This window comes from Nocardia sp. NBC_01329 (genome assembly GCF_035956715.1).
In the GTDB taxonomy this organism is placed as follows: domain Bacteria; phylum Actinomycetota; class Actinomycetes; order Mycobacteriales; family Mycobacteriaceae; genus Nocardia.
Genome location: NZ_CP108381.1, coordinates 3711628 through 3728595 on the forward strand (window position 1 = coordinate 3711628; position 16968 = coordinate 3728595).

General features: G+C 68.2%; 14 protein-coding genes. 5 read left to right on the plus strand and 9 right to left on the minus strand.

Going from position 1 to position 16968, the window contains the following annotated elements:
• The first annotated feature begins 124 nt into the window (after positions 1-124).
• Positions 125-394, plus strand: a complete 270-nt coding sequence (locus tag OG405_RS16835; protein WP_327147436.1) for a hypothetical protein — start codon at positions 125-127, stop codon at positions 392-394.
• 104 nt (positions 395-498) lie between these two features.
• Positions 499-654: a hypothetical protein gene (locus OG405_RS16840; RefSeq protein WP_442790572.1), complete on the plus strand. Its 156-nt coding sequence runs from the start codon at positions 499-501 to the stop codon at positions 652-654.
• 22 nt (positions 655-676) lie between these two features.
• Here the strand turns inward: OG405_RS16840 and OG405_RS16845 are convergent, their stop codons facing one another.
• The 6 genes from OG405_RS16845 to OG405_RS16870 all read right to left on the minus strand — a co-directional run bounded on the left by OG405_RS16845 (position 677) and on the right by OG405_RS16870 (position 7506).
• Positions 677-1168, minus strand: a complete 492-nt coding sequence (locus OG405_RS16845; protein WP_327147437.1) for a pyridoxamine 5'-phosphate oxidase family protein — start codon at positions 1166-1168, stop codon at positions 677-679.
• A gap of 121 nt (positions 1169-1289) precedes the next feature.
• Entirely contained in the window at positions 1290-4091 is a 2802-nt protein-coding gene (gene ppc / locus OG405_RS16850; RefSeq protein ID WP_327147438.1) for a phosphoenolpyruvate carboxylase, read from the minus strand.
• 91 nt (positions 4092-4182) lie between these two features.
• The gene (locus OG405_RS16855) at positions 4183-4860 is read right to left on the minus strand and encodes a hypothetical protein (protein WP_327147439.1); all 678 of its coding nucleotides are present in this window, start codon (positions 4858-4860) and stop codon (positions 4183-4185) included.
• A gap of 95 nt (positions 4861-4955) precedes the next feature.
• The gene (locus OG405_RS16860) at positions 4956-5516 is read right to left on the minus strand and encodes a GNAT family N-acetyltransferase (protein ID WP_327147440.1); all 561 of its coding nucleotides are present in this window, start codon (positions 5514-5516) and stop codon (positions 4956-4958) included.
• 192 nt (positions 5517-5708) lie between these two features.
• Positions 5709-6890 carry a Cmx/CmrA family chloramphenicol efflux MFS transporter gene (locus tag OG405_RS16865; RefSeq protein WP_327147441.1) on the minus strand — a complete coding sequence of 394 codons (1182 nt, stop codon included), beginning with the start codon at positions 6888-6890 and terminating at the stop codon, positions 5709-5711.
• Between the two features lie 259 nt (positions 6891-7149).
• Entirely contained in the window at positions 7150-7506 is a 357-nt protein-coding gene (locus OG405_RS16870) for a hypothetical protein (protein ID WP_327147442.1), read from the minus strand.
• Between the two features lie 258 nt (positions 7507-7764).
• On the opposite strand from OG405_RS16870, the gene mscL reads away from it, so the two are divergent.
• Positions 7765-8208 (plus strand): large conductance mechanosensitive channel protein MscL, encoded by a 444-nt coding sequence (gene mscL / locus OG405_RS16875; protein WP_327147443.1) that lies wholly within the window; start codon positions 7765-7767, stop codon positions 8206-8208.
• Between the two features lie 201 nt (positions 8209-8409).
• Here mscL and OG405_RS16880 read toward each other — a convergent pair whose 3' ends face one another.
• Positions 8410-10074, minus strand: coding sequence for a WXG100 family type VII secretion target (locus tag OG405_RS16880; RefSeq protein WP_327147444.1), 1665 nt, complete (start codon positions 10072-10074; stop codon positions 8410-8412).
• Between the two features lie 183 nt (positions 10075-10257).
• Between OG405_RS16880 and OG405_RS16885 the strand changes: the two genes are divergently transcribed.
• Complete coding sequence (locus OG405_RS16885; protein ID WP_327147445.1) at positions 10258-14952, plus strand: FHA domain-containing protein; 4695 nt, start codon at positions 10258-10260, stop codon at positions 14950-14952.
• Positions 14936-15211: a hypothetical protein gene (locus tag OG405_RS16890; RefSeq protein WP_327147446.1), complete on the plus strand. Its 276-nt coding sequence runs from the start codon at positions 14936-14938 to the stop codon at positions 15209-15211. Before OG405_RS16885 ends, OG405_RS16890 begins: the two co-directional genes overlap by 17 nt.
• A 24-nt stretch (positions 15212-15235) precedes the next feature.
• Here the strand turns inward: OG405_RS16890 and OG405_RS16895 are convergent, their stop codons facing one another.
• Both OG405_RS16895 and OG405_RS16900 read right to left on the minus strand, forming a co-directional pair.
• Positions 15236-16273, minus strand: a complete 1038-nt coding sequence (locus OG405_RS16895; protein ID WP_327147447.1) for a hypothetical protein — start codon at positions 16271-16273, stop codon at positions 15236-15238.
• 109 nt (positions 16274-16382) lie between these two features.
• Positions 16383-16901 carry a hypothetical protein gene (locus OG405_RS16900; protein ID WP_327147448.1) on the minus strand — a complete coding sequence of 173 codons (519 nt, stop codon included), beginning with the start codon at positions 16899-16901 and terminating at the stop codon, positions 16383-16385.
• Between the last annotated feature and the right edge of the window lie 67 nt (positions 16902-16968).

Consider the following 16968-nt stretch of genomic DNA (forward strand, 5'->3'; position numbering starts at 1 on the left):
CACCCACCCCGACGCACCGAACGTCAGCAACGAATTCGATGCCGGCCACCGGCCGCCGATCGCGAACCTCCGCCCGGCGGCTCGCGCCGGCGCTTGCGCCGTGGAGATCGGCTAGTATTAGAACATGCGTTCGAACAACAGCTTCCGGGACCGGCTCAGCACCCTGGAGCAAGCGGTCGAAGCACTGCTCACCTGCGAGCTCACCGCGATATCCGATATCGAACTGAGCGAGTCGACAGCCCGGCTGGAATCACGAACACGCAATCTCGCGGGTCTCACGATCCGGCTCACGCACGAGCGCCACCGCCGGAATACCCCGCACCCCAGCGCACTCTCCGGCGAACCGACCACACCAGAACTCTCGGGCCCGACCGAAACGGACCCGTGCTGGTGAACCGCACCTCGGCACTCGCCTTACCCGAGACGATCGGGCATTTTTTCCGGTGCCCCCAGCATCGTGGCCCGAGGAGCGACCGTGACCGCGACCATTCGATCCGGGTGGCCATCCTCACCGGGCCGGCACCGGCGTTCAGTGCCGGCGGGAATGTCGAACTCTCGGCCGCGATGCAGGCCGTCACCCATCACACCGGCGACCGCGACGAGGCGGTCGCCGCGATGCCGGAGCGGCGCGCGCCCCGCTTCACCGGAAACTGATGTAGGCAGGATCCGCGATCCGCTACTGCTTCTCGACCACTCGCTCCCCTTCACCCGGTTTCCAGATGGTGACCTTCAGCAGGTCGTCGGCGACCTCCACCGACGACGCCGAGGTGAGGTCGGCGACGAAGAAATGGTCGAACGGCTGGTTCCGCAGATCCAGGCCGCTGTCCTCGTACAGGTACTCGGCGAAACGCGCGTGCAGCGCGGTATCCGGATCGTCGACCACCACGCCGAACAGTTTCGCGTCGCCCTCGGCCACCATCGTGTCCTCGGTCGCAGTGTGCAGGCAGAAGCGGGGATCACGGACGAGATCCCGGAACTTGGTGGTGCCCGGCATCCCGAGAATCACCAGTTTCTCTTCGAAGATCAGCGGCTCCACCGGACTGATCCGGGGGAATCCGTCCGAGCGCAGCGTGGCGAGCATGCACAGATTGCTCGTCGCGGTGTGGCGACGACGGAAGATCTCGCTGATCCGCGGCGCCTCGGCGGTGAATTCACTCCATGTCGTCATACAGGCGACGTTACGACTTCCACCGTGGTCGCAGGCCGGGACGACCCGGATCGAGACCGAAGGCCCGACGGGCACCCGAACCGGGAACTGCCTGCCGTACCCACGAAGGCGCGAACCGGTGTCAGCCGGAATTGCGCAGTGCGGTGGCCAGCCCGTTCATGGTGAGCAGGATGCCGCGTTTGACCAGTTCGGAATCGTCACCGGCACGCAACCGGCGCAGCAGTTCGACCTGCATCTGGTTCAACGGTTCCAGGTACGGGAACCGGTTGCGAATGGATTCGGCCAGCGACGGGTTGTCGGCCAGCAGATGGTCGTTACCGGTGATGGCGGCGTGGACGGCCACCGTCCGGGCGTGCTCGCGTTCGATCATCGCGAAAATACGACCCCGTAGCTCGGCGTCCTCGACCAGTTCGGCGTAGCGGGCGGCGATATCGAGGTCGCTCTTGGCCAGCACCTGCGCGAGATTCGACAGCACGGTCCGGAAGAACGGCCACCGGCGGTACAGATCGGAGAGCCGGGCGAGCCGCTCGGGATCGCCGTCGATCCATTCCGTGAGCGCGGTACCGGTGCCGTACCAGCCGGGCAGCATCACCCGGGCCTGGCTCCACGACATCACCCACGGAATGGCGCGCAGATCGGAGACCGAGTCGGTGGCCTTGCGGGACGCGGGACGGCTGCCGATATTGAGGTCGCCCACCTCGGCGACCGGAGTCGATTGCCGGAAGTACTCCACGAAACCGGGAGTCTCGTGCACCAACTGCGCGTAAGCGGTGCGGGCCCGGGCCGCGAGTTCGTCCATGAGCGCGTAGGAGGGTTCGGCATCGGCACCCAGGCCCTCGACATCGAGCAGCGTCGATTCGAGCGTGCCCGCGATGAGCGATTCGAGATTGCGGTGCGCCGAACCGCGTTCGGCGTACTTCGCGGCGATGACCTCACCCTGTTCGGTGAGCCGCAGCGAACCCCGTACGGCGCCCGCGGGCTGGGCGAGGATCGCGTCGTAGCTGCGACCGCCGCCCCGGCCGACCGTGCCACCGCGGCCGTGGAAGAGCCGCAGCCGGATATCGTGTTCACGCGCCAGTTCGACCAGATCCAGTTCCGCGCGGTACAGCGCCCAGTTCGCGGCCAGATACCCGCCGTCCTTGTTCGAATCGGAGTAGCCGAGCATCACCTCCTGGCGCATACCGCGCGCGGCGACCAACTCCCGGTACTCGGGCACCTGCAAGGCCGCGGCCAGCGTCGAGGCCCCGGCCGCGAGATCCTCGATGGTCTCGAACAGCGGAACGATCCCGGCCGGGCAGGAGGGTCCGCTGTCGGCACCGCCCGGATCGAGCAGGCCGCCCTCCTTGAGCAGCAGCGCCGCTTCGAGCAGATCGCTGACCGAGGTGCACATGGAGATGATGTAGTTGGGCACCGCGTCCGGCCCGAGCGCGGCCACCACAGCGGCGGCCGCGCGCACGATACCCAGTTCCTTGACGGCCGGCTCGCTCAGCCGCGCCCAGGGGCTCAGCAGCGGCCGGCGGGTGCGCAGCTCCCGGGCGAGCAGTTCGACCCGTTCGGACTCGGGCAGGCTCGGATAGTCCGGGTGCACACCGGCCCAGGCCAGCAGTTCCGTGACGACCTGCTCGTGGGTATCGGAATTCTGCCGCATATCCAGTCCCTGGAGGTGGAATCCGAACGTCTCCACCGAATACCGCAGCGTCGCGAGTAGATCGTCGGCGAGCAACGCGTCCCCACCGGCCCGCAGCGAGGCGTCGACGGCGTCGAGGTCGTCGAGCAGATCCTGGGGTGTCGGATACGGAGTACCTCCGTCGGGATCGCCCGCGCCGAAAGATTCGAACTCCCAGGGGCCGGGCGCGGCCGGATCCAGTGCGGCGACGGCCTGCCGCGCCGTAGCGGTGAGCCGGACCCGGATGCCGTACAGCGCCCGCCGATACGGTTCGTCGGCGTAGGTCTGCGGGTCCGGGTAACCGCCCTCGGCGAGCGCGCGCAGCGCCGGGGTCACCGAGACCAGTCGTGCCGACAACGCCAGCGTCTTCTCCAGCTGCACCAGATCCCGCAGATAGCGCCCGAACGCCACTGCCGCGGCTTGGACGGCGGCCGTCCGCACCACCTCCGCTGTCACATACGGGTTCCCGTCCCGGTCACCGCCGATCCACGAACCGGGCCGCAGTATGGGTTTCGGTAAAAGCCGTTGTTCGGGCCAGCGGGACCTCAGCGCCGCCCGCACCCCGGCATTGATCGCGGGGATGACATCGAGCAAGGTGAGCTCGTAGTACCGGAGGCCGACCGCGATCTCGTCCTGGATGCGCAGCCGCGCCAACCGGATCAGGGCGGTACGCCAGAGGGTGAGCACCTGCCGCCGGATCTCGATCTCCAGAGTTTTCCGTTCGGGCTCCGGGGCACGCAGCCGTTGCCGCATGAGTTCGGTGATACGGCTCTGGGTGTCGAAGACCGTGCGGCGCCGGGTCTCGGTGGGATGCGCCGTGATCACCGGTGACACCAACGCGTCGGACAGCAGTTCGGCCACCCGCGCACCCGGCACGGCGGCCGCGTCCAGCTTCCGGTAGGTGGCGGCCAGGGACGAATCCTGCGGTGCTTCGCCGGCCGCCTCGTGGGCGGCGCGGCGTCTGTCACGCTGGATATCCTCGGCGAGATTGGCCAGCAAGACGAAATAGCTGAACGCCCGGATCAGCGGAAGGGCGACCGAGATGTCGACTCCGGTCAGCATCTCGCCGACAGCGCTGCGCTCGACCTCCGCACGTCGGACCCGGAACGCCTCCACGCGTACCCGCTCCACTAGATCGAAGACCTCCGGGCCCTCGTGATCGCGAATGGTGTCACCGAGTACGCCGCCGAGGAACCGGATGTCCTCGCGCAGCGGCAGGGTCGCGTCGTTTCCTTCAGCGGTCTGCGCATCGCCCATGATCAGACAGTATGGACGGCCACCGTGCCGGTAGCTGTAACGGCACACACGGTCCGGCCGAACCGTGTGCGCCGGAGGCCGCGAACTCCGGCTATCGGCACCACCCGGGAGCGGTCTCGTCCGGCCGCGACAGCCACATCGCGGTCGCGACCACACCCGCGGTGAACACCAGTTCGGCACAGTTGGTGACCAGCACAGGCGGCATCGCCGCCGAGACCACCGTCATGATCACGGTGGTCACCGTCCACAGCCGATAATCCCGGACCCGCCATACCGCGACCGCCGCCACGAGAACCACCAGCACGGTCACGACCGGCGGCAGTACTCCGGCGACCGACGCGTGCGCGGTCGTATAACGCACAGTGCCCGCCCATTCCCGCGGTTCCAGAGTGAGCGGCGTCAGTTCGCCGAACACCCCCAGCACGATCACGGCCACAGTTGTCCCCCACACTGCCACCCGCACCCAGGCGCTGTGAGCCCAGCCGACCCCCGCCCGGGCCGCGGCGGCGCACGCCCACGGCATCAGCAGTGGCGTGAGCACGATGTGCGCCACGAAACGGGGCACCGACCAGGACTCCAAGACCGGGCCCGCCCCGATCCGATACCCCGCCGCGAGCACTGCGTTGTCATAGGCCAGTGCCGCACACACCAGTGCGGGCACGATCGGCAGGCGATCCCCGGTCCGCCGGATCCTGAGTACGCACCGGACGGCGAGTGTCAGTTGTCCGGCGGCGAGTACCGCGAAAAGTCCGGCGGCGAGCACAGGCATCCTTCCCGCCCGCGTTCACCGGGGCCGGTCGGCCACGATACCGGCGCCGGAGCGCAGCGGTGCCGACCGCGTCGCCTCAGCGGTGCCGGCGACGTCTATCCAGGACGTCTATCCAGGACTTCGACGGCCGCACCGGACTGCGTGCCGAGGGGGCGCGCACCGGTACCCAGGTCCTTCTCGAACCGGCACAGCCGGGCGATACCGGAAGCCACCTCTGCGAACTCCGCCGCCGTGTAGAGCGCCCGAGCCTCGGGTTGGCGATCTCCGACCGTCGCCGCCACCCGCCGGTAGCCGAGCCTGATCATCTCCGCCTCCAGCTCGGCGAGAACCCGGGTCGCCAGCCCGGCGCGGCGATGCTCACGCGCGGTCCACACACGCTTCAGCTCGGCGGTCGTCGCATCGCCCCTGCGGAAACCACCGCCCGCGACCGGGCCGCCGTGGTCCACCAGCACCAGCAGATCGCCGTCGGGTGCGGCGAAATCGGTGGCGGGGCAATCCCGGAGCCGCCGGTGGATCGCGCCGGCGGTGTCCCCGTACCGGATGCTGTGGTCGATGGCGAGTTCCGCGAGCAGCGCGACGGCCAGCGGATGTTCCTGGTGCACGTGATATAAACGCAGGCCGCGGGCCCGCATATCGATCGCAGACGGTGTACCCACGCTCGGTACCTCCATCACCCCTGGCCGTTGCGCCACACCACTCGGCCACTCCGGATGGTGATGCCGAGATTAACGAACCGGCGGGGGCCGGCACACCGGTTCGGGTCGTGTGTCGTCGAACTCTGGACACTGTTACTTTCCGTTTACACCACCTTCTGTTAACCGAGTGGCGATCCGGTGTCAGCACCGGCGCTACCGATCCGCGCGCGCCGGCTCCGGCCCTGCGGTGAGTACCGCGCGCCACTTCAGTGCGAGCAGCAGTGCCACCGCTACCAGCGCCGCGCTCACCCATATCGGACCCAGCTCACCCGCGCCCGTATCCAGAGCGAACGCCGCCAGCACGGGACCGGCCGCGGCACCGAGGTTCAGGGCCGCGGTCGCATAGGAACCCGCCATGGTCGGAGCCGCCGCGGCCTCGTAGAGGACCCGGGCGATGAGGGTGCTCCCCACCGCGAAGGACAGCGCGCCCTGCATGCACACCAAGGTGAGCAGCGCGATGGGACGGTCGGCGGTCGTGGCGAGCGCGAACCACCCACCACAGAGCAGCGGCCCGGCCACCACGATCACCGCCCCGGCACGGTTGTCGGACAACCGCCCGGCGGCCGTCACCCCCGCGAAGGAACCCGCACCGAATAGGACGAGGGCCACCGGCACCCAGAGCGGGGCGAGCCCGGCAGTCCCGGTCACCAGCGGTGCGAGGAAGGTGAAACTGCCGAAGGTGGCGGCGTTCACGAGGGCCCCCAGCACCATGACCACGAGCAGCCGCGGACGGCGCAACTGGGCGAGTTCCCGGCGGAGATGCGGGCGCGCGGGAAGATCGGTCGTAGGCAGGCGCTCCGGAATCCCGGCGAGAACCCCGGCTGCCACCGGCAGGCAGATCACCGCGATCGCCCAGAAGGTGGCCCGCCAGCCGAACAACGTACCGAGCAACGCCCCGCCCGGCACCCCCGCCACCGTGGCCACGGCGGTGCCGGCCAGCAGGACCGCCAGTGCCCGCCCCTTGTTCCCGGCCGGAACCAGCGCGACGGCCGCGGTCAGCGCGACGGCGAGAAATCCGGCGTTCGCGACGGCTGCCACCACCCGGGTGGCCACGAGGAAAGCGAAGCTGCCGGTCACGGCACCGGCCATATGCGCGGCCAGGAACACGAGCAGGAAGCCCAGCAGACCGGACCGCATCGGCCAGTTCCGCGCGAGAGCCGCCATCAGCGGTGCACCCACAACCATCCCGACCGCGAATGCCGAGGTCAGTAGGCCGGTGGCGCCGAGGCCCACACCGAGATCGGCCGCGATATCCGGGACCAATCCGGCCAGCATGAATTCCGAGGTGCCCATGGCGAAGATCGCCAGTGCGAGCAGATAGAGAGCAAAAGGCATGGAGGACTCCGAGGTGGAAGAGACAGGAATCGTCTCGGCACCCCGGTCAACGCCCGGGAATCACCGGATCACCGTGCCGGTCGAAACACGGCACGGCCACTGCACAGCGAAAGTTCAGGGGCTGACGGGGATGACCGGCAGCCCTGCTCTGGATGCCTCCGGGCTCGACATGCGACAGAGATTAGCGACTCGCAGACGTGATCGCCCAATTATTTTCCGGACACCGGCTCGCGACGGTGACCCCGGAAGCCCGAAGTACTCAGCTCGGATCGTCGAGCCGGACCCGCACAGTGACCCGGCCCTTCTCGTCGCGCCGGGCCGTCGCGTGTCCACGCCGATCGCCGTCGCGCAGGTGCAGCAGTATCGGCGCGCCCTCGCTCGAGAAGTTCCGCCACCAGCGCTTCCTGTCCGGCATGGCGACACCGATGACCAGGTCGCCGTCCTTCTTCAGGTAATTGACCGGCGTCCGGAAAGTCTGCCCGGACCGGCGGCCCACGTACTCGATCTCCACGAAACCCTTGCCCAGCAACGGCCCCAGCAACGGGATATCGAGCAGGGCCACTATGCCTGTGTTGAAGCCCCGGACCGCCCGGCCCAGCAGCGTCGTCGATGTCACTCGGTCCTCCTGGTCGCTGTCCACTCCGATGCCCGACTCTAGCGCGGGGCGGGCGCATCGCCGATCGCCTGAGCACCCGGTCGCAGCGGAGATCCGGGCCGGGTGGGCCGCCCGCCGGATCGCTGCCGGTTTGCGCGGGGCATTCCCGGCTGCCACTATCACCTGCGGTGCAGCGCCGGAACCTCGATCGCAGCGATACCGCTCATCGGCCGGGACCGGGACCGGCGGGACAAGCAGTGTTCGATACGGAGTGAGTTGATGCTCAAAGGTTTCAAAGACTTCCTCATGCGCGGGAACGTCATCGATCTGGCCGTCGCCGTGGTGATGGGCACTGCGTTCACCGCGGTGGTGAGCTCGGTGACCAAGGGTGTGGTGGAGCCGTTGCTGGCCGTACTGGGCGGGAGCGGCCAGTTCGGCTTCGGTGTCACGCTGATGGCGGGCAAACCCGCGACCTTCATCGCCCTGGGCCCGATCATCAGCGCCGCCATCGACTTCATCATGGTCGCGGCAGTGCTGTACTTCGCTCTCATCCTGCCGATGAAGTCCATGCAGAGGCGTTTCTACGCCCGGAACAACGTGGAAGCCGAACCGTCGACCCCGGCCGATATCGCGCTGCTCACCGAAATCCGCGATCTACTCGCCGAACAGGCCGGGCGGCCGGAGCTGAGCAAGAAGGACGCCGAGCGGGTGCACTCGTCCTGAGTCCCGGACGATCGCACGCGGGTGCGACGCAGCTTCGGACCGGCCACCGCGCTGCGCGGTCCCCCGCTGTTGCTGTGGCTGCGGCGAACAACCGAAGATCGTGCTGCCGGCCGCGCTCGGCGAACTCAGCGATATCGCCTTCGGCGCGGTAGAACGGGCGGTCGTCGCCCGGCGGTGATCGGATTTCCGCGCGGCCGTCCTTCAGGTCGCGGTGTCCCCGGACCCGGTACGCCGCGAACCCGCCGTCTCCACCAACAGCCGGTGGAGAGCGCGGGCCGGCAGTGAAGCCCGAGCAACATCGAGCACCACCTCGGTGAACGCCTCGGCCAGCGCCGCCTCGGGGTCGAATCGGCCGCCCCGGAAAGCACCGCTCAACTGCGCCCGCCATTCCCTGAACCCGCTGACCGTCCGGGCCAGCGAATCGGTGTTTTCCGGGCTCGCCAGCGGCAGATAGGCGGCGACGAGCGCGTGCCGGGTCGCGGTCCTCGCCCGGAAACCACCCGCCGCGTCGAGAACGCGCCCCAGTTCACGGACCACGGTGGAGTACACGGGCCGCTGCGCGCAACCGGGCGCGAGCACACCCGCGTCTTCGTCCGACCGAACCGCCCGTTCCAGCTCCGCCGGTTCGACGGCCGACCGGACCGACAGTGTGATCCGCGCGATGCCGCCGGCGACTGTATCCGGCGACGTGTCACGGGGCCCGGGATCCGCCGGCTCGAGGTCCAACCGGGTCGCCGCGGAACCGGGCAGATCAGCGATGCCGATGGCGGACAGCGTAATCGCCGGATGTCGCGGTAGGACGTCGTTCACCGCCGCCACCATCTCCATCAGCACTTCTGGAGGCACGCCCGGTGTATCGAATCCGAATGCCCGGACTCCGTGCCGTTCGGCCAGTTCCCGGGTCAGGCGGACAGCGATCGGTTCGACCGTGCCTTCGCCTACTCGACGTTCCGGTTCCGCGGGCTTTTCCGCGGGCCGGTTCGGCGGGCCGCCCGGTATCCGCGGCGGGGTATCGGTCGGACCCGACGCGGCCGCCGATACCCGGGGTGCGCCACCCGACGTGGTTTTCGACCACGGAGACCCTGCGGAGGCCGCCGAGCCCGTGCGAGCCGGCCGGGTCACGTCGGGTGCCGCGGCAGGCCCGATGCGGGAAGGCGTGGGAGCAGTCGGGCCCGCGCCGGTGGTGGTCTGTGCCGGGGTGGTGATCGGTGACGCGGTCACGGCCGTCGGTTCGACTCGTTGCCCATCCCGAACGCCCGGGTCGCTCCGCTGCTGTGGTTGTTCGGGTGATCGTTGCTGTTGTGTGCCGGACGACGGGTCGTCTCCACCCGCAGCCGGAGCGGATTCACCGAGCGGTGGGCGGCCCGCGGCGCCTGCCTCCGGCGATGGCGCTCCCGGCACCTGCCCGGGAGTCCGGGCGACCGTGTCTTTTCCGGCTGCCCCGGTCGGCACCGAGACCGGAGAGACCGGCGCGGATGCCGAGACATTCGAAGCGAGACCGCCGAAGGGAACAGGGTTCACCGTCATCGGGTCCGGGCCGGTGCGGATCTCCGATTCGGTGTTCCGCAGCACCTGAGCGCTGTGCAGATCCTGCTGTTCGAAATTCGCGGCAACCTGCTGCAGATCCGGGCCGGTCTGCCGGATCACCTCGGTGAGGCTGTTCAGATCACTCAGCGTGCGCTGTTCCTCCGGGGCGAAGGTGTCGGCAAACGCTTTACCGGAGTCGTCGGTGCCCCAGGGCGCGGCATCGGAGGACACCAGGTCGTGCAATCGCTGCACCAGCGCTTCCACCTCGGCACCCAATTGCTGGAAGGCCGGGACCTTGGCACGCAACCGCTCGGGATCGGCTCGAAACTCCTCGCCCACAATGCAGACCGCCTTCCGACCGGCACACGGAATCGCCTTCGATACTGCCATATCCCTGCCCGCAGCAAACTCCTGGAACTACCCGAACCGGACATAGCGCCGCCAACTGTGCGAGTATCGAGTTCGCATCGGGCGAATGAGGGCGCCTGATCAGGGCAGAAAGATTCCGGGAGGCCGACCGGGATGAACGCCAGCGCACTCCTGGCCGAGGTTCCAGGCGCCGCACGCGACCTGGTCATCGGACACTGGCCCGAGCAGGACGTGCCACGAATGCGCGCCCGCGGGGACCTCTATATCGAGACCGGTCGAGGGCTTCATACGGCCGCCGACCAGTACGAAGTGGACGGTAAAGACGCCGAGGAGGCGTTACAGGGGGCTACCCGCTCGGGCCTTTCCGAACGAAATCGCACAGTGGTCGCCGCGATGCGCAACCAGGCCGCGGTGTGTGAGGACATGGGCCGGCAGTGCCACGATGTCGCCGACCTCACCGAACAGACACAGCACCTGCTGATCGTCACCGGAATAGTCCTCGGCGTCCAGCTCGCCTACGACGCGCTGCTCTTCCTCTACGGCGGCGGATTCAAAGCACTGGCCGACAGGTTGGCCGCCGAACAGGCGATGCGCGCCGCGGTGACCAGATTGGTGACCACGGTAGCCACCAGGGCGGCAGCCGGGACGGCGCGCCGGGCTGCCCTGCACGGCGCCGTCCACGCCGCGAAGATCGGCGCCCTCACCAGCGTCGCGATCAGTGTCGGTGCCCAGGTCTGGGATCTCGAGACCGGGGTCCGCGACGAATTCGATATGGGCTCGCTGGGTGAGATGGTGGCGGGCGGGATCGTCGGTGGTGTGGTCGGTGCGGAAGTCGGGCGGCGGGTCGCCCCCCGCGTTCTCGGACGCCTGGGCGGTCGGGCCACCGGCGTTATGGGCCGGTTCACCGCGCATATCGGCGGGACCATGTTGATCGGCGGTGCCGGTGGGGTCACCGGTGGTATCGCCGGCGCGATCCCCTCGCTGATCATCCATTACGAGAACATCCACAGTTTCGGCGATATGTTCAAAATGGTGCGTGAATCCGCGGTGGTCGGCTTCGGCAGCGGTTTCGTCGGCGCGGCGGGCAGCGCGCTGCGCGTACACCGAGCGGGTGTCGGCGGCGTACGGGGCAATACCGAGCTTGCGCCGATCGCCCGGCGGCAACTGGACTTCGGCAGCCGCGTCGACCGACTGCTCGCGGGTGAACCCCCGGGAGCGGAACCGCTGGCCCGGCAGAGCACCCTGGACAATTCCGCGCGGACCGCGGAACTGCTGACCTTCCCGGACGGCAGCCAGATAGTGCACAAGGTCGTATCCGACCCGCGACACGCGCACGCGGAGTTCCTCGCCTCGGTCGTCGGCGACGCTGTCGGCGCCCGGGTACCGGCAGTACACATCGACGGGCGGCACGTCTACATGGAGGTGGTCCCCGGCAAGAATGCGCACGACGCATACCCGAGGGACTGGACACCCGAAAACCGCTTCCACGGCACACCTTCGGCGAGCCGGCTCGGGGTGCTCGATGCCGTGATCGACGTCCCCGATCGCAACGCCGAGAACTGGATGGTCGATCCGACGGGCGATGTCTGGGGCATCGACCACAGTCTGGCGTTCGAACCGGACGGCCGGATCGGCGCTTTCGCGAAACAATTCCTGGACCACGGCCCCGCGGAAGGCACCGTGCAGTGGAAGGAGCACGATTTCTCCCGCGCCGAGGTATCGGAAATACGGCAGCGCGTCGACGAACTACAGCCGGTGTTCTCCGCACTCGGACGCAACGAATGGCATGAGGGGGTCATCCAGCGGCTGGACGGAATGGCCGAAGCGGCCCCGCCACCGTCTTCCACCGAGTCGAGAGGCGTCGTTCCACCACCGCACGGTCCCGGCGATATCCCCGGGCAGCCCCGCAGGACGACAGTGGACACGCAGCACCAGATTCCCGGCGATCGCCGGACGGGACCGGATCGCGTTCCGCCACGGGACAACCGGGCCGAATCCGGCGACCAGCGCGCACAGGTCCGGCCACCCGCGCGGCAGGATCGGTCGATACCCCGGGTCGACGCGGCGGAGGACCACGCCCCGGGAAGACGCGACAGCCGATCCGAATCCGTCCTGCCACCCAGGACTGTCGATGTCCGTACCACTGCGGATGGACAGCCCGCGGACGGAGCGCCTGTTCCGCGAGAAGAGTCCTACGACGGCCCCCCGACTCGACCGCTCTCGCGGACCGCGCCCGACAACCGACCGACCGATCGCGACGCCTACGACCTCGCCGCGGCGCCGCCGCCGGGTCAGACCCAGTTCTTCCGCCACCCGGACAGCGGTCACGTCGATGTCGTGTTCACACCGCGCGGCGGCAACGACCTGCCGCTGAGACTGATGCCGGGCAACGAATACGTCCTGGGCAGCGGTAGAGACGCACTCCTGCACGGTATGACGAGCGAGTTCGTGTCACGCCGGCATGCCACCCTCAGAGTCGACGATGCCGGCCACGTCTTCCTCCGCGACGACAATTCGCGGAACGGGACATTCGTCGACGGCAAACAGCTGAGCGGCGGCGAGTGGGTACGTGTCTACGACGGTCAGCAACTCATGCTGAGCCGCGATTTCGACCTCGGCCTCGACTTCCGTCGTCAGGTGGCGGACGTCCGGCTGTTCGGCAACGACGCACCACCGCTGCGATTGCACCGCGGGCAGAGCATGGGGATCGGTCGGGACTTCGTACAACGACCGAACAACGCCGACCTCCTCACCATGTCGAAGGATCACGTCGTGGTCGGCATGGACGACGACGGCCGGGTGTGGATCCAGGACGACGGTTCCACGAACGGCACCAAGGTCAACGACGAACCGCTCGGCCCGGGTGAGCAGCGCACGTTGCGCCCGGGCGACTCGCTGCGATTCGGGCTGGCCCGCGGTGAAGCACAGTTCCTACCGGCCGACGGCAGCATCGAAGCGCCGCCGATACAGATGCGTTTCGGCAACGGACCGGATGCGATACCCATGCAGTTGCAGCCCGGGCGGTCGGTACTGCTGGGGACCGACCAGAGTTCGCCGTTCGCGCGACAGCTGAGCAGGCATCCGGGAGTCTCCGAACAGCATGCGACATTGGGTATGGGCTACGAGGGCCGCGTGTGGATCCGGGACCACCCCGGATCCGGCGGGGTCTGGGTCAACGGCGACCGGATCGCCCCGAATCAGCGGGTGACGCTGAACGAAGGCGATCGGGTCGGGCTCGGCAACACTTTCGTCGCACCCGCGCATCTGGGTGGCACACCGGTACATCCGCCCGCGGTCGTGCATTTCGCGCCGGAACTCCGGTTGCCGCCGATCCGGCTGGATCCGGGACAGGAAGCGCCCGTCCAGGTCCGGTATATGGTCGGCGAATCGAACCGTCCCAGCAATGCGGTGCAAAATATCAGGACGGGCGTTCGCGAGGTCTTCATCGGCCGCGACCCGGACGGCCGGGTGTGGGTTCGTGATCCGGAACCGGAACTGCGTCCGGCCACCCAGGTGAACGGCCGGGCGCTCGAGGCCGGGGAGAAGCGGTATATCGGGCCCGAGGACACACTGTCGATCGATGGACGCCGATCTCGGCTCGAGGTGGGCGAGGAGCGGCCGCTCTCCCTGCGCCTGTCCGATAACCGGAACCTGGATCCGCTGTACCTGCGCCGCGGTGAGGAAATACTCATCGGTCGTGATCCGGCCTCGCCGTTGGCGGATCAGCTTCGCACGAACCACTCGGTATCCCCACAGCACGCGACGATCTTCCGGGACGCCTACGGGAACCTGATGGTGCGGGACAACCATTCCGAACAGGGAACCTATGTCAACGGTCTGAAGGTCGACCCGGATGCGCCACCGGTGCCCTTGCGCCCGGGCGATTCCGTCCGGTTCGGGGATTGGGTGGGCGGCGCCCAGTACGCGAACGGCGAAACCTCGGTCACGCCGAAGAACACGACAGTGAAACTCAACAGTTCGCACGGGGATCGGTCGTTCGAGCTTCCGCGCGGCGGGGAGCCGATGGTCCTCGGACGGAGCAACCCCGCCCTGCCGACCGGCGATCGGGTCTCTTGGCACCACGCAGAAGTCGGGGTCCACCCCTCCGGGCGGGTCTGGATCCGGGACGAGAGCTCCACCAACGGCACTCGGATCAACGAAACGACGATCGCGCCCGGTACGCAGATGACATTGCATCCGGGCGACCACGTCGACCTGGGCGGCGGATACGACTTCACCGTCGCGTTCCCGCCGCCGGAGGGCGGGCCGTTCGTCGACATCATGGATTCATCGCCCGAGACGGAGGGGGTAAAGGAGGCACTCGCCGCACTCACCCACATTCACAGCCATATCTACCAGCGGGTGAGCGAACATATGAACGCGGTTCCCGGCGGCGGAATCGTGATCGGTAACCGGCCGCTGCTGGACATGCCCGGTTCCGACAGTCTGCGCGGCCACACCCCGTTCGGCCGGAAACCGGGTACAAGCTGGAACAACGTACAAGGTGTGTACATGGGTGGGCCCCGGCGGATCATCATCAATACCGGTGGCGATTCGGGTAGCGCGAATGTCGTATGGCACGAGTTCGGGCATGCCACCGACGCCGCCTACGGAACAGGTGGACGATGGCTGAGTGCCGGCCCCGAGTGGAGCAGCCTGCACGCGGATATGCTCCAGGCGCTGGACGGGCGCGGCGGGTGGAACAGCTACTACAACAAGCCGGCGGAAGCCTTCGCCGAAGCCTTCACCGCCTGGGTGCACGGCGGCACCTCTAAACTGGAGACGTTCACCCTGGGTGACAGAGTCCTCGCCCACCGATTGAAGGCCTACTTTGACCGCGTACTCTGACGACACCAGCCCGCCGGTGCTCGCGCCGGACGGCGTCACCATCCGACTCCCGCTGCGTGGCCGGACCGAGGACGGTATCCACTACCGCGGGTACGAGGAATTGCAGCCGGGCGAGGACGGTTACGACGAACTCCTGCCGCTCGCCCGAGCCAATGCCGCCGAGCCCGACGATCCACCCGAGCGCCCCGTGGACCCGGAGACCCTCGCGCTCATCCTGCGTGACTCCGGGCTGGACGGCGCAGGTGGCTGGAGTCCCTGATCCGGCCCGTGGCTCTACTTGGCTCTACCCGGCCGGGGTCAGAATCTTCAGGACTTCATCCGAGTAGTAGAACGGCTCCAGCCGTTCCCGGATAAGCCGGGCCAGCACCCCGTCCCGTTTGGCGGCCTCCACCACCGCCGGGCCGTAGCGCAGGATCTCGGTGACGATGTCCTCACCGGTCAGTCCGAGTTCGACCAGCAGCGCGGCGAGCGTGTGGTCGCGGTACCTCTCATGGAACACCTGCACACATTCGGCCACCAGCAGACCGAAGTACTCCTTCTCCCGGGTGGTCACCGCGATCCGATAGCAGAGCAGGACGAGCTCGTTGAGGTCTTGTTTGGTGAGGTACTCCCGCAGGCCGCTGATCGGTTCGTCGGCGTGCAGATCCCAGAACTCCATGGTCGCGTCGTGCACCGGGGCGTCGCGCAGCATTTCGCGGATCGCGTTGTTGGTGCGTTTGAGCGCGTACACGGCACCCTTGCCGGCGATATCACCCAGAAGGGTGTTGGACTCGGCGACCTTGCGAGCACGGTCGGCGGCGGACTGACCGATCGACATCAGCGTGCCCATACCGGGGATCTTCTCGGCACGTTGCCGGTTGACCTCCACGAAGTCCCCGACGAGTTTGTCGACGAACTTCGAGGCGACGGTGGCGACCAGCGGGCTGTCGGTCAGACGTTCCAGGACCCGTTCCTGAGTCCGGTGCATATCCACGATCTTCTGCAGCAGCGCCTCGACCGGTTCGCGTTCGACGAGTTCGCCCAGGGTGTGGTCCTCGTTGGCGGCGATACTGTCGTAGACGGCGTCGGCGAACAAGCCCACGGTATCGGCCAGCACCGCACTTCCACCGACCTTGTCGACAAGGGTCGCCACGGTCTGCTCGAGGTGTTCGACCTCGACCACCCCGCCCGCGTTCACCGTGCCCGCGACGTCGAGCACGGTGGCCACATCACGGGCGACGACTTCGGCGAACCGGTCACCACTCACTTCGTCGAGCAGCCATTGCACCTGCGCGTCGAGCAGCCGGTCGGCGAGCACGCGTGCGATATCGGCCTCGATCACAGATTCTCCTTCGGAGCAGCTTCATACGGTCGGCGGAGGCCGCAGCGAAGGCGGAGGTATCGCCTCATCGGGTCGGTTCCCTGTCGCTCCGGCGCGGGCCGGGCGGGAATCAGGACCCTTCGCCCTCGCCGTCGTGCAGGGAGGTGCGAATCTGGGCCAGGCGTTCCCGCGCGGCCTGTTCACGCGCTTCCCACTGTTCGTCGGCGCCGCGGCCGGCCGGGCTCTGCCGATCGAGTGCCCGGGCGCCGAACGCGGTGCCGATACGCCGCTCGACCTTATCGCGGACGGACCCGAACGTCGGTACCCCGGAGCGGGAGTAGCCCCCGACCGCACCGGCGACTCCCGCGACCTGCCCGGCCACCGCACCGATATCCTCGCCGACCTGCGAAGACGAAGTGATATCGGGCGCGGACCCATAGCCGGGCGCACCCGGGGTGCCCGGAATCACATCGGCGACCGGACCGCTCTGCCCGGTTTCCGACAGCAACCGGGTGGCGGCTTCGTAGAGGGGGGTCAGCTCGTCGCGGCCCGCAGTGGCCACGACGAGAACGGCCAGCAACTGCTCGTCGGGCAGGGCCGCCAACCGCGCGGCGAGCGCGCCCGGATCGCCTGCGCTCGGTTCACTCATACGACCAGCCTACGACGTCCGGCCCGTCCGTTCGGACGGACCGGACGACGTCGTCCGAGAACGCGTT

What these genes read in the sequence shown, in the direction of transcription:
- OG405_RS16835 (WP_327147436.1), top strand. Translation starts at nt 125, where the DNA reads ATGCGTTCGAACAACAGCTTCCGGGACCGGCTCAGCACCCTGGAGCAA.
- OG405_RS16845 (WP_327147437.1), bottom strand. Translation starts at nt 1,168, where the DNA reads ATGACGACATGGAGTGAATTCACCGCCGAGGCGCCGCGGATCAGCGAG.
- ppc (WP_327147438.1), bottom strand. Translation starts at nt 4,091, where the DNA reads ATGGGCGATGCGCAGACCGCTGAAGGAAACGACGCGACCCTGCCGCTG.
- OG405_RS16855 (WP_327147439.1), bottom strand. Translation starts at nt 4,860, where the DNA reads ATGCCTGTGCTCGCCGCCGGACTTTTCGCGGTACTCGCCGCCGGACAA.
- OG405_RS16865 (WP_327147441.1), bottom strand. Translation starts at nt 6,890, where the DNA reads ATGCCTTTTGCTCTCTATCTGCTCGCACTGGCGATCTTCGCCATGGGC.
- mscL (WP_327147443.1), top strand. Translation starts at nt 7,765, where the DNA reads ATGCTCAAAGGTTTCAAAGACTTCCTCATGCGCGGGAACGTCATCGAT.
- OG405_RS16885 (WP_327147445.1), top strand. Translation starts at nt 10,258, where the DNA reads ATGAACGCCAGCGCACTCCTGGCCGAGGTTCCAGGCGCCGCACGCGAC.
- OG405_RS16900 (WP_327147448.1), bottom strand. Translation starts at nt 16,901, where the DNA reads ATGAGTGAACCGAGCGCAGGCGATCCGGGCGCGCTCGCCGCGCGGTTG.